General features: G+C 31.7%; 19 protein-coding genes. 7 read left to right on the top strand and 12 right to left on the bottom strand.

Annotation, left to right across the window (positions count from 1 at the left end):
• Positions 1–27: 27 nt before the first annotated feature.
• The 6 genes from ACH5TX_RS14075 to ACH5TX_RS14050 all read right to left on the bottom strand — a co-directional run bounded on the left by ACH5TX_RS14075 (position 28) and on the right by ACH5TX_RS14050 (position 4,006).
• Positions 28–468 (bottom strand): LexA family protein, encoded by a 441-nt coding sequence (locus tag ACH5TX_RS14075; RefSeq protein WP_439336500.1) that lies wholly within the window; start codon positions 466–468, stop codon positions 28–30.
• Positions 469–681: 213 nt separating this feature from the next.
• Positions 682–1,941, bottom strand: a complete 1,260-nt coding sequence (locus ACH5TX_RS14070) for a Y-family DNA polymerase (RefSeq protein WP_439340135.1) — start codon at positions 1,939–1,941, stop codon at positions 682–684.
• 57 nt (positions 1,942–1,998) lie between these two features.
• On the bottom strand, positions 1,999–2,448 hold the full coding sequence (locus ACH5TX_RS14065) for a DUF3157 family protein (RefSeq protein ID WP_439340134.1): 450 nt from the start codon (positions 2,446–2,448) through the stop codon (positions 1,999–2,001).
• Positions 2,449–2,504: 56 nt separating this feature from the next.
• Complete coding sequence (locus ACH5TX_RS14060) at positions 2,505–2,711, bottom strand: helix-turn-helix domain-containing protein (RefSeq protein WP_439340133.1); 207 nt, start codon at positions 2,709–2,711, stop codon at positions 2,505–2,507.
• Positions 2,712–2,792: 81 nt separating this feature from the next.
• Positions 2,793–3,500 carry a hypothetical protein gene (locus ACH5TX_RS14055; RefSeq protein WP_439340132.1) on the bottom strand — a complete coding sequence of 236 codons (708 nt, stop codon included), beginning with the start codon at positions 3,498–3,500 and terminating at the stop codon, positions 2,793–2,795.
• Between the two features lie 2 nt (positions 3,501–3,502).
• Entirely contained in the window at positions 3,503–4,006 is a 504-nt protein-coding gene (locus ACH5TX_RS14050) for a DUF2975 domain-containing protein (protein WP_439340131.1), read from the bottom strand.
• 111 nt (positions 4,007–4,117) lie between these two features.
• Here ACH5TX_RS14050 and ACH5TX_RS14045 point away from each other — a divergent pair, with 111 nt between their 5' ends.
• The gene (locus ACH5TX_RS14045) at positions 4,118–4,534 is read left to right on the top strand and encodes a putative signal transducing protein (RefSeq protein WP_439340130.1); all 417 of its coding nucleotides are present in this window, start codon (positions 4,118–4,120) and stop codon (positions 4,532–4,534) included.
• Here ACH5TX_RS14045 and ACH5TX_RS14040 read toward each other — a convergent pair.
• On the bottom strand, positions 4,510–6,006 hold the full coding sequence (locus ACH5TX_RS14040) for an aminotransferase-like domain-containing protein (RefSeq protein ID WP_439340129.1): 1,497 nt from the start codon (positions 6,004–6,006) through the stop codon (positions 4,510–4,512). The two genes, ACH5TX_RS14045 and ACH5TX_RS14040, sit on opposite strands and share 25 nt — an antisense overlap.
• Positions 6,007–6,083: 77 nt before the next feature.
• Between ACH5TX_RS14040 and ACH5TX_RS14035 the strand changes: the two genes are divergently transcribed.
• From ACH5TX_RS14035 to ACH5TX_RS14015, 5 genes are all read left to right on the top strand, one after another.
• Entirely contained in the window at positions 6,084–7,916 is a 1,833-nt protein-coding gene (locus ACH5TX_RS14035; protein WP_439340128.1) for a TonB-dependent receptor plug domain-containing protein, read from the top strand.
• Between the two features lie 242 nt (positions 7,917–8,158).
• Positions 8,159–8,734, top strand: coding sequence for a hypothetical protein (locus ACH5TX_RS14030; RefSeq protein ID WP_439340127.1), 576 nt, complete (start codon positions 8,159–8,161; stop codon positions 8,732–8,734).
• Positions 8,735–8,737: 3 nt separating this feature from the next.
• Positions 8,738–10,375, top strand: coding sequence for a flotillin family protein (locus tag ACH5TX_RS14025; protein WP_439340126.1), 1,638 nt, complete (start codon positions 8,738–8,740; stop codon positions 10,373–10,375).
• Between the two features lie 215 nt (positions 10,376–10,590).
• The gene (locus tag ACH5TX_RS14020) at positions 10,591–11,451 is read left to right on the top strand and encodes a cupin-like domain-containing protein (protein WP_439340125.1); all 861 of its coding nucleotides are present in this window, start codon (positions 10,591–10,593) and stop codon (positions 11,449–11,451) included.
• Positions 11,452–11,592: 141 nt separating this feature from the next.
• The gene (locus ACH5TX_RS14015) at positions 11,593–12,090 is read left to right on the top strand and encodes a DUF6646 family protein (protein WP_439340124.1); all 498 of its coding nucleotides are present in this window, start codon (positions 11,593–11,595) and stop codon (positions 12,088–12,090) included.
• Between the two features lie 248 nt (positions 12,091–12,338).
• On the opposite strand, the gene ACH5TX_RS14010 is transcribed toward ACH5TX_RS14015, so the two are convergent.
• Entirely contained in the window at positions 12,339–12,812 is a 474-nt protein-coding gene (locus ACH5TX_RS14010; RefSeq protein ID WP_439340123.1) for a regulatory protein RecX, read from the bottom strand.
• A gap of 87 nt (positions 12,813–12,899) precedes the next feature.
• Here ACH5TX_RS14010 and ACH5TX_RS14005 point away from each other — a divergent pair, with 87 nt between their 5' ends.
• Entirely contained in the window at positions 12,900–15,419 is a 2,520-nt protein-coding gene (locus ACH5TX_RS14005) for a RemA C-terminal-like gliding motility protein (protein WP_439340122.1), read from the top strand.
• 137 nt (positions 15,420–15,556) lie between these two features.
• On the opposite strand, the gene ACH5TX_RS14000 is transcribed toward ACH5TX_RS14005, so the two are convergent.
• From ACH5TX_RS14000 to gdhA, 4 genes are all read right to left on the bottom strand, one after another.
• Complete coding sequence (locus ACH5TX_RS14000) at positions 15,557–17,965, bottom strand: TonB-dependent receptor plug domain-containing protein (RefSeq protein WP_439340121.1); 2,409 nt, start codon at positions 17,963–17,965, stop codon at positions 15,557–15,559.
• Positions 17,966–17,967: 2 nt separating this feature from the next.
• Positions 17,968–18,687, bottom strand: a complete 720-nt coding sequence (gene recO, locus ACH5TX_RS13995) for a DNA repair protein RecO (protein WP_439340120.1) — start codon at positions 18,685–18,687, stop codon at positions 17,968–17,970.
• A complete protein-coding gene (gene porZ / locus ACH5TX_RS13990; RefSeq protein WP_439340119.1) occupies positions 18,687–21,032 on the bottom strand; it encodes a type IX secretion system anionic LPS delivery protein PorZ in 2,346 nt (781 codons plus the stop codon). The genes recO and porZ overlap by 1 nt, the downstream gene beginning before the upstream one ends.
• 121 nt (positions 21,033–21,153) lie before the next feature.
• Complete coding sequence (gene gdhA / locus ACH5TX_RS13985) at positions 21,154–22,497, bottom strand: NADP-specific glutamate dehydrogenase (protein WP_439340118.1); 1,344 nt, start codon at positions 22,495–22,497, stop codon at positions 21,154–21,156.
• Positions 22,498–22,587: the final 90 nt, after the last annotated feature.

Genomic DNA, 22,587 nt, shown 5'->3' with positions numbered 1-22,587 from the left:
GCGAAGCTAATGCTTCGCGTTTTTTGTTTATACCTTCTTTATCACATTGGTAACAATACCCCAAATTAAAAAGTTATTATCTTCTGTAATGTGAATGATAGGATAGTCTGGGTTTTCGGGTTGCAACCAAACCTCTCCGTTAGAAACTCTTAAGCGTTTTACCGTAAACTCACCATCTAAGAAACAAACGGCTATTTTATTATTTGAAGGTTCTAAACTTCTATCTATTACTAATAAATCGTTATCGTCTAATCCTGCACCAATCATAGATTGTCCACTTACTTTTGCATAAAAGGTAGCCTCTTTGTTTTTTACTAATTCTTCATCTAACGATAAACGTTGTTCTTTAAAATCTTCGGCTGGCGATGGAAATCCTGCAGAAATACCTGCATCGAAAAAATGAGCTGAAGCGCCGTCGACTGCTTCTGGGGTGAAAAATGTTAAACTTCCTGATTTATGTGCTATCATTTTATTCTTTATTACTGCTGTTTGTATTAGTCTTCTTTTGCGTTAGGGATTGCAGTGTAAATCCTTTTGTTCTCTTTTGATTAAACAGAACTTTAAAAAAAGCTCCTGCCTTAATTATGGATTCCTGCCTGCGCAGGAATGACAAAACAAAAGATTGCAACGTAAAGCCCGACCTGTTCCTGAACTAAATTCAGGATAAAGGTAACGCCTAAATTAACATTTTACTTTTATAATATCGTTAATATTAGTTGTATATCTTGGTGATAATCGTTCTTGACGCATTTTCCAGGTGCGTTTTAAATCTTGATTACCTATTTTAATTTTATAGTTTTTATACTTGCTATTCATACTATCGATAGCTTGCATTAAAGGTTGGTGTTTTGGGTTTTCGTGCTCGAAAATATTTAATTGATAATTATCTACCGGCACCAAACCTGTAACGATAACTCCTGCCCTTTTATATTTTATTCCTGTCTTAAAGATAGACATTACTGCGCTAACGGCACAATTACTTATAATTAAAGATGAATTTGTTGGAAAAGATAGGTTTACACTGGTGCTTGCACGATGTTGTTCTAAGTCTTTTTTATGCCTATCGCTACTAAGTGTAACAATGATAACGTAACAACTAGAGTCTTGTTTTCTTAATTTTTCGGCACAACTTGATGCAAATGTTGAAACGCGTTCTTTTATATTATCTATATCTGAAAATGTGTATTCGAAACTTCGGGTGGTGGCAATGGCTTGCTTATCTTTTACCTCTTCTAATTGCAAGGTTGGAATACCTTCTAAATCTTTTTTTAATCTCCATTCGACTACTGAAAAGTTTTTACGCACCCAATCGTCTGGTAATTGTGTAAAATGGAATGCAGTTATGCATCCCTTTTCTTTTAAACGCTTTGCTAATCGCCGTCCTATGCCCCAAACATCTTCAATTTTTGTCCATTTTAGGGCTTTAATGCGTTTTTCTTCTGAATCGATAACATACACCCCTTTTGTTTTTTTTGGAAACTTACGGGCTATTTTATTTGCTACTTTACTTAAGGCTTTTGTTGGAGCAATTCCAACACTGGTTGGAATACCTGTCCATTTTAAAACACGTTGTCTTATTTGTTTTCCGTAATCATCAAAATTATAGTTTTCAAAGCCTTTAAATTGCAAGAACGATTCATCTATACTATACACCTCAACATCTGGTGTAAATTGTTTTAATATAGACATTACACGGCTACTCATATCTCCATATAACGGATAGTTTGAAGACAACACATGAATATTATTTGCTTTACAGAAACTTTCCCATTTAAAAATAGGCGCTCCCATAGGAAGGTTTAACGCTTTGGCTTCGTCACTTCTAGAAATGACACAGCCATCGTTATTTGAAAGAATAGCGATTGGTTTTCCTTGTAAATTAGGATTAAAAACCCGTTCACAAGAGGCATAAAAATTATTACAGTCTACTAAGGCGTACATAGTAGTAAAGATAATTGAAAGACTTAAAAAAAATACATTTTTAAGTAAAATTGAATGTTAAAAAAGCTTCCTATTCTCTATAATAGAATTACCAACACGTTTATAGCTTACTTTTTTTCCATTAGCACAAAAATCATATCTCCCTTTAGCCTTTTGTTCAGAAACAGATAACAATACCACATCATCTACTGTACAGTCATTATCTTTAGCCACTTTTGCTTTAATATGACTAATAGTAGCGCGTCCTTTTTTTAATTGGTTTTGAATTTTCTTATCTAATTTAGGTTCAGTAAAATCATTTGCTAACTCACACCCATTCTTCTTAGCTGTTTTTGTAATTTCTTTTACCTCAATATTATTTTTAGGACTTTCGGCATCAATATACTCCCATGTATAATCGGCTTTTAAAAGTACACGTCTACCATCATCGGTTTTTACTATATAATTGTTTTGTGCAAAACCAAAACCTGAAATAATAAATAAAAGAATAAAAAAAGACGTTTTCATAGCAAGATTATATTTAACAGAATTTCAAAAATACGCTTTTAATAAAAACGATGAAACTATTCTTCAACATACTCTAAAATATCTGCTGGTTGACAATCTAAAGCTTTACAAATAGCTTCTAAGGTTGAAAAACGCACCGCTTTTGCCTTCCCCGATTTTAAAATGGACAGGTTTGCCGTAGTGATTCCTATAATTTGTGCCAATTCGTTGCTTCGCATTTTGCGTTTTGCGAGCATGACATCAAGATTTACTATTATTGGCATGAGTTAGATTGTTAGTTCGTTTTCTTGTTGCATTGAAGATCCTGCTTTTAAAAGACTTGCCAAAACAAAAAGAGATAAGCCTTATAAAAATAATAAAAATTCAAAATTCCCTCTTGAACTTAAACTAACCCAAATGCGGTCATCTAAAAACTTGCCATCTACAAATGTCCTTGAAGTTAAATAAAAATTATAAGCATTATAAATATAACTCGCTCCTAAATCTAATATGATTTTTGCAACAATAACAATACCTAAAAACTTCACGTTTTTATGTAAAAACAAATTAAACCGTAACTCTTTCTTCAAGGAGAAGAATATTTTTTTTAAAAAATAAAAGCTGAAAGCTAATGCAATAACACCAGAATAAGCTCTTAATCCTAGCAATATTTTTAACATTAAATTTTCTGAATTTACTACAATAGAACTATTTCCCGTAAAGTAAGAATCTGTAGTAGTAAAGACATTTTCTTCGCCATCATCGAAACTCAAAACATTTACGGTTCGTTGTTTAAAGTCTTCAGGTATCAAGTTTATTTGTTCTCCTGATTCTGTATATAATGTTTGCTCAAATTCATCGTAATTAAAAATAGCATTGGGTAATTTAACATTTAATGTAACAGGAACTTCATAACCTCTAGAATGATGAGCAACTGAACTATAGTTTTCTATTTCTCCTTTTTTAGTAAAGATTTCAAAAGAAAAAGAAACAATAATAGACATTAAAGTTGCAAAAAATGCTAAACGAAAAACCCTGTATAAGATATTTACTAAAATTTTATTCTTTTTCATAATTATATTGTTAAATCGTTTTCTTGTTTTAATTCTCTTGCTTTCTGAAACACTTCACTTAAAAACATTAAGAACAGTCCCATAATTACAAATAATATAGTTGAAGTATCCAAAGAAAGTTTAAATTCATTTTTTAAAATTACACTTAAAATAATTTTCGCAATAAACTCTCCAGCACCAGATATTAAAAAAAGAATACCTGACTTTTTAAAATTCGTTACTACTAATTGAGAAAAATAATGACCTGTAGATAAATCTTGAACACTCTTCCTCAATCGCTTTATAGCTAAAAAATAAAGGCCCCACAATGTTATTATTAAAATAAATATGATACATACATTCACATAATTTAAACTGTTTAAATCGATTAAATAGCCTATAAACTTCACCTCATATTTCTTTTTAAAAAACAACAGAGGAAAACTCAAAGCTCCTGCTACTAAAATTAGAACCAAGAGGTAATAATAAATATTAATTAACTTTTTTAAAATAGATATTGATTTCATATAATTATCGTTTTTCGATAACAAAAATATAATAAATTATCGAAAAACAATAATTTTTTTCAAAAAAGCATATTTTTAAATCTTAAAAAAGTTCTTTCTACATTTGTAATTATGAGTGATACCTTTAAAACCATAGCTAAATTTCAATATTCCAGTGAAGCCCAAATTATAAAAGGAAGGTTAGAGGCTGAAGGTATAGATGCTTTTTTAAGCGACAACTTAACCATAGACACAGACCCACTTGTAAGTAATGCTATTGGTGGTGTAAAACTTAAAGTCCAAACTAAAGATGCTTTAAAGGCTCAAAATATTTTAGATAGTATTTCTAAATATTCTTTAGATGATGAAGGTAGCTCCATACATTGCCCTAGTTGTAATAGTAGTAAAATTCAATTATATTCTACTATTAAAAATTTTAAAGCTTTCTTTTCATTTATAATTGGCTTTCTCTTTGGAACATTACCTTTTTATGCCAAAGACAAATACAGGTGCGACATTTGTAATCATGAATTTGATATTGAATCATAAGCTTGTTTCAACTTTTTAACGACTGTTTCAATTTCTTCTTCATTTAAATCGCCAAAACCAAAACGAATACAGCAGGTATTTTTATCTTGGTAGAGTATGGTTTTAGGCAAGAATAAATCCTGTTTCAGTGCTTGTTCTGCTAACTTAACTAAGGATATTTTAGGTTCAAAACGCAACCAAAGCGCCAAACCTCCAGATGGTTTTTCCCAAAACACATATTCATTAAAATATTTCGTGAGGCATTCACATAAAAAATCACGTCTTTGTTTATAAATGATGATGTTTTTCTTAATTAACCGATGTATTTCACCTTCATAAATAAGCTCCGACAGCATTTGTTCTTGAATTAAATCACCTTGTCTGTCTAATATTTTTAAATAGTTTTTAGCTTCCGAAATTAAATTTTCTGGCGCTATTACAAAGCCTGTTTGAAAACTTGGAAATAACGATTGCCCCAATTTACCCAAATAAATAATAACACCATTAGCATCTGAACTCGCCATTGGTAACATAGCAGAACCATCGAACTGAAAATCGTAGTCGAAATCGTCTTCAATAATAGCAAACTGATATTCTTTAGCAAGTTGCATTAATTGTAAACGGCGTTCGGCACTAAGTGCTCTTGTAGTTGGGTAATGCCTATGCGCACATACATAAATACAACGAATGGCATTTTTTATAAAATGGGTTCTAATATAATCTACATCAATACCATCGTCGTCTATGGGAATGGTTTTAACATTCGCTCCCGACTGCTGAAAAATCATATTGGCAGCATAATTACTTAAATCGCCAACCAAAACAATATCATTAGGTTTTAATAATAACTGAGACACAATGTACAAACTCATTTCTATACTTCGTGTACTCATTAAATTATGCGACTTTATATGAAATCCGCGCGTCGCATTTAAATAATTACAAAGCTGTATTTCGAAAGCAGAATGAGATGACACCGCTGTTTGATTCCATTTTGAAACTAAGGATTTCCGTTTCATAGAAGCACTATACCATTTTGAAAATTGGTGTGTAGGATGCAATCTTAAATCTGATTGTCCATCATTAATACTATATGTTTTATGATTCTGTTCTTCTGTAGAAGCTAAATTAAAAGAAGGCTGAAACGGAAAACCAGTTGTTTTAGCATACTCATTAACTTGATCAATATGTTGTGAAGTCGCTTTAATGGCTGCTGTTTTCTGTTCAGGCACTAAAACACAAGTACCTTTATTTGGTACAATATCTACCCAACCTTGTGAAGCTAATTCATCGTATATTGCAACAACGGTATTCCTGTTAATATTAAACAACTCACTAAAAGTACGGGTTCCAGGTAACCAAGTGCCCTCGGTTAAATATCCACGCTGAATCGCATTAATAATTTGCTGCGCCGCCTGAATATAAATGGGTGTTGCATTCGATTTTTCAAGATGAATTAATTGCTCTAAAAGTTTATTAACCGGACTATTCATTATTTTAAAACTGGACTACTTAACTAGTCCAGAAAGTTACGAATTTTGCAGCGTAAAAACACATTGAATTACTTGTTATGAAAAACAATTATTTTTTAGCTATTGCTATACTCCTTTCTATCTTTGGAAACGCTCAAAACGAGCCTATTATACAACAAGACACAACTGCTCTTGGAGAAGTTATAATCAAATCAACACGAATAGATTTACCTTTTAAAGAAAACTCTAGAACCATTTCTATAATTTCTTCAGAAGATATTAAAAACAGTGCTGCAAATAATATTGCTGATTTATTACAACAAGTAGCTGGATTAGACATTAGACGTCGTGGTACTGCCGGAAGTCAAGCCGATTTATATATTCGCGGTGGAAGTTTCGATCAAACTTTATTACTTATTGATGGCATAAAAATGGACGATGCACAAACCGGGCACCATACTATGAATGCCGCATTACCAATAGAAGTTATAGAGCGCATTGAAATTATAAAAGGGCCTGCAGCTCGTGTATTTGGGCAAAATGCTTTTACGGGAGCTATAAATATTGTCACTAAAAAAGAATTAAAAAACTCGGTTTCAGTTAAAGCAGAAACTGGTTCTTTTGGACAATTTAATGGAGGCATCACGGTTGGTGCAGACATGGAGAACTCATCGCACATCGTGCATGTAGATAAAATGTCTTCTGCTGGATACCTACATAACACCGATTATGACAACAGTAATTATTTTATAAAAAGTGTTTTTAATAAAAACAAAAAAGCTATTGAAATGATTGCTACATTTCAAGATCGAAAATTTGGTGCAAACAGATTCTATGCTAGAGAAAGTGCCACAGAACAATACGAAGAAACTCAAAACAGTTTAATTGGGTTTACTACATCATTTAACACCGAAAAATTAACTCTTAAACCTCGTGTTTACTGGAAACGAAATCAAGATGAATATGTGTACTTAAGAAACGACCCAACGGTTTACAGAAACCTACACATTACCAACAAAATTGGTGCAGAAGTTAATGGTAGCTACAAATCTAATCTTGGAACTACCGGATTTGGTGTTGACTTATCTAAAGTTTATATTAAAAGTAATAATTTAGGAGACCGCAATAGATTTATGACAACCTTATTTTTAGAGCATGAATTTAAAACAGCAAATGATAAATTAGATATTACTCCAGGAGTAGCAGTAACTTATTTTTCAGATTTCGATTTTTATGCCTTTCCAGGGATAGATATAGGTGTCAAGATAAACGACCAATTGAAAGCCTACGGAAATATTGGTTATACATATAGAATACCAACTTATACCGATTTGTTTTATAACGATTCTAGTACAGCAGGAAATCCAGATTTAGAAGTTGAAGAAGCTTTTGCCCAAGAAGTAGGAATTAAATATTTCTCGCCTAAATTTTCAGGATCGTTAGCAGTTTACAACAGAGATGCACAAAACCTAATTGATTATATCCGTCCAAACACTACAGAAACTATTTATACAGCTACTAACATTACCGAGGTTAACACCAAAGGTTTTGAAGTTGATTTAGCATATCATTTTAAACTAAGTGATTTTAACCAAACACTTGCCGTTGGGTATAATTTTTTAGAAGATGATATTTTAAACCAAAACAAAGAGCTTTCTCGTTACTCACTAAATACGCTTAAACATCATTTTACAACACGTTTAAGCACACAATTATTTAAAAATGTAAGTCAGAATATTATTTACAAACATGCTGAACGTACTACAGGCGATAGCTATAATGTTTGGGATGCTTCGTTAGCAATAACCCTAAAACAATTAGAATTTACAATAACAGCAAGTAATATTTTTGATGCCGATTATATTGAAGCTGGTTTTGTACCTATGCCACCAAGCAATTTATTATTTGGTTTGAGGTACCATTTTGAATAAAATTTGATGCTTTTAAAAGCTAGAATAGCTTTATAATTTATGCCTGTTAGTTTTTTTAAGCTAACAGGCATAACTATTTTTAAGTACCTAATTCTTCCCTTAATTAAAAATATACAACAAGTTTTTATAACACTTCTGTAACAAAAATCATTTTTAAAACACCTATATATAAAATCAAGTTTTAGTATTGTAAAACTCTCTTTAAAGTTTTACCTTACAAAAAATTTTAAAGCGGTTTTATTATGGTAGATTGGTTTTCAAATTTAGAATTATTCCCAAAAATATACTGGAGTATAGCCTTATTAGGGTCTTTAATTTTTACAATATCTATGGTTTTAACCTTTCTTGGAGGCGACGCTGATGATTTTGGAGATGTAGATAGTGATATAGAAGGCGATACTGGTATTGGCTTTCAATTTATAACTTTCAAAAACTTAGTTGGCTTTTTTACCATTTTTGGATGGAGTGGTATTGCCTGTATAGATGCAGGACTATCAAACCCAATAACCATCCTTATTTCTATAGTTTGCGGGTTACTCATGATGACTATCATGGCAGCTATGTTTTACTACATGGGAAAACTTAACGATAGTGGAACTTTAAAATACAAAAATGCCATAAACACCATTGGCGAAGTATACTTAACCATTGGCGCTAACAGAACTTCTATGGGCAAAGTACAAGTAAAAATACAAGGCACTTTAAGAGAGCTTGAAGCACTTTCCGATTCTGAAACCGATTTAAAATCTGGAGCAGTAATAAAAGTAAAAAATGTTACCGAAAACGGAATTCTAATTGTCGAACAACTTAATAAATAATTTATGCTACTATTAACAACACAAGCCTCTCAATTTGGCTTACCAATAGCTGTAATCTTTGCAGTTCTATTTATTTTCGTCTTCTTTATTGTATTAATAAAACGATATAAACGCTGTCCTTCAGATAGAATATTAGTGGTTTATGGTAAAGTTGGTGGCGGTCAATCGGCTAAATGTATTCATGGTGGTGCTGCTTTTATACTTCCAGTTATTCAAGATTATGAGTTTTTAGATTTAACACCTATTTCAATAGAGGTCAATTTAATTAACGCCTTGAGTAAACAAAACATACGTGTTAATGTACCATCTCGATTTACTATTGGTATTTCTACAGAACCTGGTATTATGCAAAATGCTGCCGAAAGACTTTTAGGTTTGGGGCAAAACGAAATTCAAGAATTGGCACAAGAAATCATTTTTGGTCAATTACGTTTAGTCGTTGCTTCCATGGATATTGAAGAAATTAATAGCGATAGAGATAAATTTTTAACCAATATTTCTAAAAGTGTAGAATCTGAACTTAAGAAAGTAGGTTTAAAACTTATTAACGTAAACATTACAGATATTGTTGATGAGTCTGGATATATTGAAGCTTTAGGAAAAGAAGCTGCGGCGCATGCAATTAATGCGGCTCGTAAATCGGTTGCCGAAAAAACTAGAGATGGTTCTATTGGTGAAGCAAATGCCGTTCAAGATGAAAGAACTCAAGTTGCAGAACTTCATGCTAAAGCAAAAATTGGTGAAGCAAATGCTAGTCAAAATGAAAGAACTCAAATTGCTGCTGCCAATGCACAAGCAAAAATTGGTGAAGCAAAAGCAAGTCAAAATGAACGTGTACAAACAGCTAGTGCCATAGCATTAGCTAAAATTGGAGAAGCAGAAGCCTTAAAAGACGAAAGAATTAAAACATCTGAAGCTAACGCGCGTGCTATTGATGGAGAAAACATTGCCAAAATATCTATTGCAGAATCTGATGCTCTAAGAAGAGAAAAAGAAGCAGAAGCTGAAAAAAGAGCGATTGCTTCTGAAAAAGTACAAGCAGCAAAAGCTTTAGAAGAATCTTATGCAGCTGAGCAACGCGCAGAAGCTGTAAGAGCAGAACGCGAACGTTCTTCTCAAATAGCAGATATCATTGTTCCAGCTGAAATTGATAAAAAGAAAGTTGAAATTGATGCAGAAGCTGAAGCTGAAAACATAAGAAGAATTGCTAAAGGTGAAGCAGATGCCATTTTCTTAAAAGCTGAAGCAGAAGCTAAAGGTTTATATGAAGTATTAACCAAACAAGCCGCTGGTTTAGATCAAATTGTAAAAGCTGCTGGTAATAGCTCTAAAGATGCTGTTCTACTTTTAATTGCTGATAAATTACCAGAATTAGTAAAAACTCAAGCCGAAGCTATTAAAAATATTAAAATTGATAAAGTAACTGTTTGGGAAAATGGTGGTAATGGTGATGACGGAAAATCGTCTACAGCAAACTTTCTTTCGGGTATGTACAAATCGGTTCCGCCTTTACAAGATATGTTTAATATGGCTGGTATGGATTTACCAGAGTACTTAAAAGGAAAAGATGTTAAAGAAATTGAAGCTAAAGTTGAATCAACTGACAACAACGACGAAGCTACAATTATAAAAGAAGATTAATTAAAAAAATAATACAACACAACGCTACAACACCAAAAATAAGTTCCTATAACGAAACTTATTTTTGGTGTTGTATTGTTTGTTCTTGGTGTTTTTGGAGTTAATTAATTAAAACAGTAAACTACGAATAAATCCCGCCTTTTGTAGTAACACCCAAATACTATTTTAAATTAAGTAAGGTTTTCTTAACTTTGTAAATCTAAATTTATTAAGTATTGTCGTTAAACTTACAAGACATTCCTCGAGTAAAAACCATTACCAAAGAGGACTTTTTAAAACACTATTTTAAACCTCAAAAACCAGTAGTTATTGAGCGTTTTATAAGCCATTGGCCAGCTTATAGTAAATGGAATTTAGACTATATGAAAGCTATTGGTGGCAACATTACCATTCCTCTTTATGATGACAGACCTGTAGATTATAAAGATGGCTTTAATGAGCCTCATGCCAAAATGAAACTGGGAGATTATATTGATTTACTAAAAAAAGAGCCTACTAAATACCGCATCTTTTTATGGAACGCTATTAAGGAAATACCGCAACTACAAAAAGATTTCACCTTTCCAGATTTTGGTTTACGCCTCATGAAAGGCATTCCTATGTTATTTTTTGGAGGAAAAGATTCGCACACCTTTATGCATTATGATATAGATTTAGCTAATATTTTTCATTTTCATTTTGAAGGCAAAAAACAAGTGATTTTATTTGATCAAAAACAAAATGATTTTTTATATAAAATCCCGCATTCATTAATCACAAGGGAAGACATCGATTTTAACAACCCTGATTTAAAAAAATGGCCCATGCTTAAAAAAGCTCAAGGCTATAAAACAGAACTTAATCATGGCGAAATTTTGTATATGCCAGAAGGTTATTGGCATTATATGCGCTATATAACCCCAGGGTTTTCTATGAGTTTACGTGCCATTGCTAGAAATCCAAAAAACTTTAGTAAAGCTGTTTACAACTTAGTTATAATGCGAAATTTTGACAATATAATGCGCCGTATAAAAGGGCAAGAATGGATTGATTGGAAAAATAAACAAGCCATTGTTAGAACACATAATAACCTTTAACAAACCCCTCCTCTTAATTACAATATTATATGTGACTTGTAAAAAAATTCGGGTCTTAAACTAAATGTTTATTTAAAACAAAAGCAGCATTAATAAAACTTATAATATATTTGCGCACTGAAAAAATTAAAAACTCAAATCATGAAAAAAAATGTAATTGTATTAGTATTAGCTATTCTTAGCATATCATTTGTAAATGGACAAGCATTTACAGGAAGTAACGATAATAAATTTCAAGTTGGTACTAACCTTCAAGATGGAGGTACTGGACTAAACATAAGTTACGACTTTGGTATTGGCGAAAACATTTCAGTAGGATTATCATCTACTTATCTTTTAGGAATTAATGATGTTATTGATGCCGATTTTGATAATCGTTTTGACATTAGAGCACGTTTTAACGCCAATCTTGGTAATGTTATTAATATTGATGAAAATTTTGATATATATCCTGGATTAAGCCTTGGTCTTAAAAATTTTGGTGGACATTTAGGAGCACGTTACTTTTTTTCTGAAGGCTTTGGTGTTTACACAGAGTTAAATGCACCATTTGCAAAATATAAATCAGGTGTTTTAACGCCTGCCGAAACATTACACAACCAGTTTACTGTAAATTTAGGAGCTGTTTTTAACTTGTAAAAACAGTTATTAGATAATATAAAAGCGGAAAACTTTATTGTTTTTCGCTTTTTTTGTTTCTACAATTAAAAGTGAAATACAATAATATTTGGGCGTTACCCAAGGGTCGGGCTTTCCGCTATATCTTTTGCAAAAAAAGCAAAAGGATGCCGCATCAATCCCTAACGCAAAAAAACAAAATAATCTGTAAAAAAGAATACCCTTTAAACAAATTACTTCAGTCCTTTCCCCTAGTAATTATTCAAGATTTATTTGATAAGTTTATTTGCCTTTTCGTAGACCAAATACGATTCCCATCCACGATATAAAAAATAATCAATAAATTTCTTACGCTTCTTAAAAACGTTGCTCTCCTTTATTAAATTAACTCTTTTTTCGGCTAAATCGTTAAAATACTCGTTGTAATCGTCTTCTGATATTGTTGCAAGTGCTTGATTTATATTAACTTTGGACACGTCTTTTTTCTTAAGTTCGAAAGATAATCGACGACGGCCCCAAGCCTTAATTCTGAACTTACCTCGAACAAATGTTTTGGCAAAACGTTCTTCATTAAGAAAGTTATGCTCTAACAGGTGTACTATTATTACATCTATGGCTTCAGGTATCATATACATACCTTCTAGCTTTTGCCTTACTTCTTGATGACACCGTTCTTGATACGCACAATAATGCTCTAGTTTTTTAGTAGCTTCTTGTACAGTATATGTTTTTTTGGTTTGCATAACACGCCAAAAATAACAATAGATTAATTAATAAAAAGAATAAAAAAATTATAAAAGCCAAATCTTAATTTTTAAAACTTAACAATTATGAAAAAAATTACGCTTATAAAATCCTTCTCTTTATTTATAATGCTTTTGTGTGCTGTGAATTTTGGGTTTGGGCAGACTACTTTAGCAGCTGGGGACATTGCTATTACGGGTTTTAATTCTGATGACCCTGACCAATTTTCATTTGTATTATTAACAGATGTTACAACAGGAACCTCTATTAATTTTACTGACAATGGATGGCAAAGTTCTGGTTCATTTAGAGGAGGTGAAGGAACAATTACTTGGACTGCAACCTCAAATTTACCATGTGGTACAGTGATTGTTATAACGGACGAGAGTCCATTTTCCTCTTCAGTCGGTAGCGTTACTGATGGAGGATTTCAATTATCTATAGACGGAGATCAAATATTAGCATATCAAGGGCTAAGCTCAACTCCAACGTTTATTTATGCAATACACTTTGATGGTACAACTGGATGGTCTGCAGATGCTACTACTGCAAATACATCAGCTATTCCTAGTGGCTTAACAAATGGAACAAATGCAATAGCTATTAATGACACAGATAATGCTACTTATGACTGTTCGGTTACTTCTGATAATTCTTTAATTTTATCAGCAGTTTCTAACTCAATTAATTGGATATCTTCTGGTTCAATTTTGACTATCGGAGATTGTTACTATTCTTGTACTGCATGTTCGGGAGGCACTGTTACCTGGAATGGAGCATGGGTTGGTGGCTCTCCAGACATAACAACACAAGTTATTATATCAACAAACTATAATACGGCAAATGGTGGAAGTGAAATTAGTTTTAGTGCTTGTTCACTTAAAGTTGAAAATGGAGCTACTCTAAATATTGCAGACAATGATTATATTGAAGTTGAAAATGTATTAACTGTTGATTCAGGATGCTTTATCACTGTTCAACCTTACGGAGCATTTATACAAAATAATGATACTTCTTCAAATGGTATTTATGGAAACATATCTGTCGTTAAAAAAACTGCTGATTTAAATGTGTGGTATGAGTACACCTATTGGAGCTCTCCTGTTTCTGGAGAAACAATAGGAGGAGGCTTATTCGAATCCGAAGCATCAAGACGCTATTTATTTAATGGTCAAAATTTTCTAGACGCAACGGCAGAAACCAGCAACAATAATGCCGCAGTTACAGGACAAGATGATATTGATGACAATGGTGATGATTGGCAATGGCTTAGTAGTGGTACTATAATGCAACCTGGAGTAGGTTATGCTGCAACTCATTCAGAAGCATTTTTTATTGCTCCACCTATGAGTTCACTTCCTTATCAATTTGACTATACTTTTGAAGGACCTTTCAATAATGGAGTTATTACGGTTCCCATTTATCGAAATGACTCTGAATTAGCTGACAACAATTGGAATTTAATAGGAAACCCTTACCCATCTGCAATTGATGCAGATTTGTTTCTAGCCGCAAATACAATTATTGACGCAAGTGTTACAACAACATCAGCATCTACAATTGATGGTGCTATCTTTTTATGGTCGCAGGCAACTGATTTGTCTTCTAATGAAAACGGAAATCAAGCTCAAAATTTTTCAGATTCTGACTATGCCATAATTAATGGCACTGGAGAAACAGCCGGTGGTGATGGCACTGTTCCTTCTATCATTTTACCCTCTGGTAATAGAGCTATTCCTTCTGGTCAAGCTTTTTTCATTTCAATGTCTAATGCAGCTCCTGCAACCTTAGTGTCTGGAGATATTTATACAGCAGACGTGATTTTTAACAATAGTATGCGTGTTTTTGGATCTACAGATAATAGTCAATTCTTTAAGTCAAATTCTAAAAAGAACACTTCTTTACCCAATAAATTAAGGGTTAATTTAACATCTGATAATGGTGTCTTTAATCAAACTTTGATAGGATATGTAAATGGGGCTTCTAATAATGATGATGGGGCTTATTTTGATGCTCAAAAAAATATTGCAACAACTACTTCTGCTATACTATACTCAACTATTAATGGTTCAAATAAAAAGTTCGCCATTCAAGGAAAAGCAGTTAATAGCTTAGATGAAAATGAAATAATTAAACTTGGATTTAAAACAATCATTGATGTTGCAACACTTTATAAATTATCTGTAGCTCAATTACAAGGTAGTTTTTTAACTAGTAATACTATTTATCTAAAAGACAATTTAACAGGAACAGTTCATGATTTATCAGCGTCTGATTATACATTTACATCTGAAGTTGGAGAGTTTAATGAGCGTTTTGAAATAATGTTTACTGCTGAAGCATTATCAACTGAAGACAATATTTTAGATGCCAAATCGCTTAAAATTGTTCAGCTAGATAATGATCATGTTCAATTTAGTACATCAAATAACTTGAGTATTAAATCGGTTACTATTTTCGATTTATTAGGCAGACAACTTTATAATTTAAAAGGCAATACCAGTTCTGAAACTTACAAGCTTTCAAACTTAAACAAAGCGGTTTATATTGCTAAAGTAGAATTATCTAACGGTGCTATTATTACTAAAAAAAGCTTTAAAAACTAGAACGTTTTTAAGAGTATAAATAAAACTAACTATAAAAAAATCCTCTAGATAATTCTAGAGGATTTTTTGTTATTTAAAACTCAATCAAGCTATCCTTCTCTAGCAAATAAAACTTCCATTGCAAAAATGTAGAAAGTTTACAAACTATACTTTAAAGATAAAATAAAGTTACGTCCTGCTGCTGCAATACCAGATGAATAGGTTTTATATCGTTGGTTACTTATGTTTTCTAAACTAGCTGTTAACGTTGTAGAATTCGTTAATTGATATTGGGTTCTTAAATTAAGCGTGTACCAAGATGGGCTATATGGATTTCCGTTAGCATCTAAGGCATAGATATAATCTTTTTCTTTTTCAGAAGGCGCTAATTGATTAAAAGACAATTCGTTATTATAATTCGCAAAAAAATCAAACTTCAAATTTTTAGTAGTCCAAATTAAATGTGAATTTCCAAAATAAGGAGCTACATGCCTTATAGGAACTTCGATACCATCATTTTCTTCTGTACCTCCAATAATACTATACTGCGATGTTAATTTCAATGTATTTGTAATTGGCATCTTCATCCCTATTTCAAAGCCATAAATCCATGCTTTTGATGCATTTTGTATAGCTTGTACATTACTTAATTCACCATCATAAATAATATCGGTATCGCCATTTAAATTATAATCTCTTCTTACTAAAGCATTATCTAAATAGGTATAATACGTACTCATATCTAGAATTAGTTTTTGGCCAAAATTCAACTTCAACCCCACTTCTCCCCCATAAGCATACTCTGGTCTTAATGTTTCATTAGGCACCACTACAGAGCCTGGTTCAGAATCGAATACCTTTCCTATATCATCAATATTTGGAGCTCTAAAAGCAGACGATGCATTTAATTTCCATTGCATGATATTATTTGGCGACCAACTTATACCTGCTGTTCCTGTAAGTGCGCCTGCTTCATTTTTTGAAGCATTAAAAGGCAAGTTTAAATACACATTATTTTCGCTAAAATCTGCTTTAGAAATAACATGATTAAAACGCAAACCAGATTGAAATACAAATTTAGGATTTGGTTTGTATTTGATACTTGAATAAACTGCTGCCGATTGCCAACTGGCGCCATTAGGATACCTTGAAACTGTTGGAGTTATTATATGAGTTGCAATATTTTCTTCATTGCCGTGAGACATGATTTTATTATAAACATACTCAACCCCATAAAAAAACTGTGTTTTATAACTTAATGTTTTTTCAAAATCTAAATTAAAAGAATAGGCATCAACAACTTCTTCTCTTACACTTCGAATATCTGATTGAAAATCACGATCCATCCGACTCTCTTGAAAATTTTGATAAGCAAAAGTCGCTTTAATTTTATCGTATAAATTTGAGTGACTACTTAACTTAGTAACCTGTAAGTTAGACATAAACCATTCTTGCGGACCATAGTTCCATTCTGCCGATCGCAACACACCTTTTTTATACCTAATTAAACGATCGTACCTTGGCGTATTTGACGTTGTGGTATAAAACAACCCTAGATCAAAACTTAAATTTTCAGAAGCTTCATAACGCACCTTTTGCATCATATTAAGTTGATTATATCCTGTTTCTCTTTGAACCAAAGGATTACCATTTTTTATAACAACATCTCCTGTATTAGTTGCTAGAACAAATTTGGGTCTTAAATATGCATCAGGTCCATACTTCCCCATTTTTAAGTCGCCAAAACTCGTATAACTCGCATTGGTTACAAACGCCCACTTTTTATATCCTAAATTAAAATCGAAATGCCCCGTTTTTTCATCACTAGCAGATGCATATCTTACTATTGCATTTGATTTAAATAATAACGAATCGGTATAAGATAGTTTTGGTTTTTGAGTATAAAAACTCATAACACCTCCTACAGCATCACTTCCGTAAATAACAGATCCGGAGCCCAATGTAACCTCGGTAGATTGAATTGAAAACGGGTCGATAGCTATCACGTTTTGTAAATTACCACCTCTAAATATGGCATTATTCATTCTAACACCATCAACAGTAATTAATAATCTATTGGTTGAAAATCCACGAATCATGGGGCTTCCTCCTCCTAATTGGCTTTTTTGAATATAAACTTGTCCGGTAGTTTCAAGTAAATCGGCACTTGTTTGAGGATTGGTAAACTGAATGCTTTCTGGATTTATACTCACAATTTTTTGCGGAATGTCTTTTTTATTTTGCTCAAACTTTGAAGCCGAAATAACAATTTCTTCAAGACCTTGGGTATTAGAATTTAAATACACTCGGTTTAAAATTCCTAACTCTTTTTTTGTGATTTTTTTTAATATATGCGAAAGGTGTTTAAAATAAATTATTTCAGAATTTGAAAAACTTTCTAAATTGGCTTCTCCCAAAAAATTAGTAACCACACTTTTAGATTTATCTATATTAAAGATGGCAACTCCAATTATAGGTTCATTAGTATCTTTACTAAGAACCTTAATATTCTGAGCCTGTGCTGTTATAGCAACAAAAAAACAACAAAAAAGAAAAAACAACTTCATGTTTAACTAAAAACTTGATTAAATACCTTTAGAGATTTTGGGGTTTTAAAACTCCCCAAATGTAATTCAAAATAAAGCAAAATCATATTTAAAAATGACTGTCTTTGCTTGCCATTTACTTTTACTTCAGATAAGGCATCAAATGTTGTGCCTAAAAGCTGTTTCAATAACCTAATATTTTCACCTGTTATAGAATACTTACTTTGTTGCTGTTTTTCAAATCTGCCATCACTTAAATTAAAATAATTGAATTCTATATTCTTTAGATCTGGATAAAAACCCAAATATTTAGTGAGGTTAAGCAAAAAGAGTAAATGAAAATTCGAATATTCTGAATGCACATCTAACCATTGAAGCGTAGTTTCTAAATAACTAAAAAGTATATCGTTTTGCTCTTCTTCTCTTAAAGCATTTGATAATACTTCTGTTAAAAACATAACTATAGAACCTTTTAAAACATTAGTATGTAAACTTGTATATAAATGAGCTAGTTTAGCTTCTTTTACAGATTGTAGCGACCTATTATTTTTATAATCTATAACTAATTGCAACTGAGAAAGCGGCTGATAATAAGCACTTTTTGATTGTCCTCGCTTACTTTTTAAAATGCCTCTTAAAAGCACACTAATAAGCCCCAGTTGTTGGGTATAACATTTTACTATAAGGTCATTATCTCTATACTTTAATTTAGATAATACAATGGCATTTGTAGTAACTAACATTATCTAACAACCATAAGTTTTAAAACCTTTGTTTCAAAAGTATCTAAATCTGATAACATAACTAAATAAACTCCTGAAGCCACCACGTTATTAGCAAGGTTTTTACCATTCCAAAACGCTGTTCCTCCGTCTATTTCGAGATTATACCCTCTATATCTTTGGTTTATTCTAGATTGTGCTTCGGCCACTAAATTACCTTCAATATCGGTAATTTTAATATTTACATTTTCTGAAATATCTTTAATTTTCACTTTGTCTTCAACAATATTAAAAGAGGGTCTTACAGGGTTAGGGTATACGTAAGCAATTTGTAAATCGTCAAAAGTACTTGAGCCTCCTGCACTAAAAGAAACTAATCCACGACTTGTAGCTATATAAACCGTTCCATTAGTATTATTAATAGACACATCATTTATTTCATTTGAAGGCAAAGGAGAATTATCCTTAGTAAAATGAAATATGGTGTTCTGTCCATCAGATGAAAAATAAAATATTCCAGCATCTGCAGTTGCTATCCATTTATTATTAGAACCATCTACTTCTATATCTGTAATAAATTGTTGAAAAAGTAACTCTTTAGCAATACCATCTTCTTCAATAATAACTTCTTCTACTTGTACATTATCATCTTCAAAAAAATTAGAGGTGTTATATAATATACGTAATCCCCTGAAAGTCCCAATCCACAACTGATTTCTCTTATCTAATGCTAAAGCAGTCACAAACTCGGTTGGCATATTTTCATCTTCTTTATAAATCTCTTTCATTAATTCCTTTCCACCTGCTTCATTAAACCCAATAACTCCAAAACTAATACTTGCTAGCCACTTTGTTCCATCATCATCAATAATAACATCGGAAAAACCACTATTACCTAAAGGAGAAGATATAATTTCATCAAGGGCATAGGATTTCCATTGATTATTTGAAGGATTATATGATTTTAATTGATTTTTAGTTAATCCTAAAGTCATCCATAAAACACCATTCTTATCGAAAGCAGACGCTCCAACTCTTACATCTATATAATTAGGGTCATTAGGTAAAACTAATGATTCTAAACCACTATTAGATTCATTATATAATGTACTTGGTATATCTTCACTAACTTCTAATAAACCACTAAAAAAAGAGCTTATATATACTTGATTTGTATTTAATGGGTTTATGGAAATTTCATTTAAACATTTTGCTTCTAACACTTCACTATATGGGTTGTTAATCCATACGTCATCCTTTAAATGACTAACTCCTCTACTATTTAAAGGGTAAGGATTATAAAATAAATCATACTCCCCAAAAGTAACCCATAGACCATCAGGTTCTGCTTCAATAGAAAATGGTTTGTTTAACAAAGGTCCATCCGGATGAATCTCTTCATATAAAACTGGACTTACTAAAAGTGTTTTCAAAACTCCAAAATCTTTAGTTCCTATATACAAATATTCTGAATCTATTGATGTAGAATTAAACTTTGTATTAAAACTAGGGTCTATTAGAGCTTGTGAAATTAAATTGAAACTAGCATCGTATATAAAAGCCGTATTATTAGTTGTTACAATTAAATTATCATCGACAGATTGTAATTCAACAGGAATATCGGCATATGAAAACAACTCTGTTAAAACATCATTTACAACTTCATAAATCTTTCTATTTGTTCTAATTGTATACAACTTATTTGTTGAGGCTTCAATTGCCAAAAAATCTCCAGATATAATAGTCTGCCAATTTTGATAATCTATCAAATTAGGATTTGAAATTGATGCTTTTCTTAGACCATTACCACCAAAACAAGCTGCATAAATATCTCCATTGTAGATTGTAGTTTGATTAACTTGTATTTGAGAACCTCCATTGCCAATAAAATATGTATCTCCAAACTCTAAACGTTCTAAATCAAAAACAGAAATACCATAATTTGTAGATACATAAACGACATTATCATAAGCACTAAAATGATTTATTCTTTTATCTGTTTCTGGTATTGTAGGTTTTTCAATAATATCTACTACGGTTAAAATATCCTCCTCATTATCAAAAGCTATTTCTATTAATCCATTTTCATAGCCTATAACCAATAATTCATAAACATCACTATAATATATAGTAGAAATTGTTTCACCTGATAAGCCATTAATAGTAGAGAGTTCTTCAATAACATTTGTTTGAGTGTCTAAGCTAAAAATTGCATTATCTGAAGCAGCGTATATTTTGTTATTGCCTTTTACAACATTTTTAATGTTATAGTATGAAAAATGACCTTCCCATAGCGCCGAATAATCTTGAGCAAATTGGGCTATGGGAAACAAAAAAATAAATAAAATAAATAGTCTTTTAAACATATGTAATTTTAATATTCAAATATATTTATATCTAACGAGTTTTACCTCAAAATAATATATTTTAAAGCAAAAAGCATCCTAATAAATTAGAATGCTTTTAATTTTAATCAAAATTCTATCCCTATACCACTCCTTGTGCTAACATAGCGTCTGCTACTTTTACAAAACCAGCAATATTTGCACCTTTTACATAATCAATGTATCCATCCTCATCTTTACCATATTCTATACACGATTTATGAATCTCTGACATGATATCCTTTAACTTATTATCTACCTCTTCTCTAGTCCATTTAAATCGTAAAGAATTCTGTGTCATTTCTAAACCAGATGTTGCAACACCTCCAGCATTTGAAGCTTTTCCTGGAGCAAATAATATTTTTGCTTCATGAAATACTGTAATAGCATCTTTAGTTGATGGCATATTAGCTCCCTCACTTACACAAACACATCCATTCTTTAAAAGAGTTTTTGCATCATTTTGGTTTAATTCGTTTTGAGTTGCACATGGTAAGGCTACATCACATTTTACACTCCAAGGCGTTTCTCCTTTAACAAATTTAGCATTTGGATACGATTCTAAATACTCTTTTATTCTTCCTCGTTTTACATTTTTTAGCTCCATTACAAAAGCTAATTTCTCAGCATCAATCCCTTCATCATCATAAATATACCCTGAAGAATCAGACAATGTTAAAACCTTGCCTCCTAATTGTATTGTTTTTTCTGCTGCATATTGAGCTACATTACCCGAACCTGAAATAACGACATTTTTACCTTTAATATCATCATTTCTAGTTTCAAGCATTTTTTGAGCAAAGTATACTGTGCCATAACCAGTAGCTTCTGGTCTAATTAATGAGCCTCCCCAAGACATGCCTTTCCCTGTTAAAACGCCAGTAAAACCATTGCTTATTTTCTTATACATACCAAAAAGATACCCAATTTCTCTAGCTCCTACCCCAATATCACCTGCGGGAACATCTGTATTATGACCAATATGTCTAAATAATTCATTCATAAATGCATGGCAAAACCTCATAATTTCACCATCACTCTTTCCTTTAGGGTCAAAATCACTGCCACCTTTACCACCACCCATTGGTAATGTAGTAAGACTGTTTTTAAACACTTGTTCAAATGCTAAAAACTTTAAAATACTCATATTTACTGTAGGATGAAAACGCAGACCTCCTTTATAAGGTCCTATGGCAGAATTCATTTGAATTCTATACCCTCTATTTACTTGTATTTCGCCAGAATCATCAACCCAACAAACCCTAAATGTAATGACACGTTCTGGCTCAACCATTCTTAAAAGAATGTTTTTACCATAATAAATATCATTCTGAACTATATAGGGAATTACTGTCTCTGCAACTTCTTCTACTGCTTGTAAAAACTCAGGTTCTTGACCATTACGCTCTTTTACAATATCTAAAAACGAATCAATTATTTTTTTCATTTGGCCTTATTTATATTAATAATATATCTAAAATGTAATTTATAGACACAAATATACGTTATCTATAAAAATTAAGCTGTTTTTTTTTGA

Origin of the sequence: Thalassobellus citreus (assembly GCF_044385915.1) — a bacterium.
Classification (GTDB): domain Bacteria; phylum Bacteroidota; class Bacteroidia; order Flavobacteriales; family Flavobacteriaceae; genus Thalassobellus; species Thalassobellus citreus.
The sequence above is the reverse complement of the archived record's forward strand: the minus strand, read 5'-3'. Positions and strand labels throughout refer to the sequence as shown.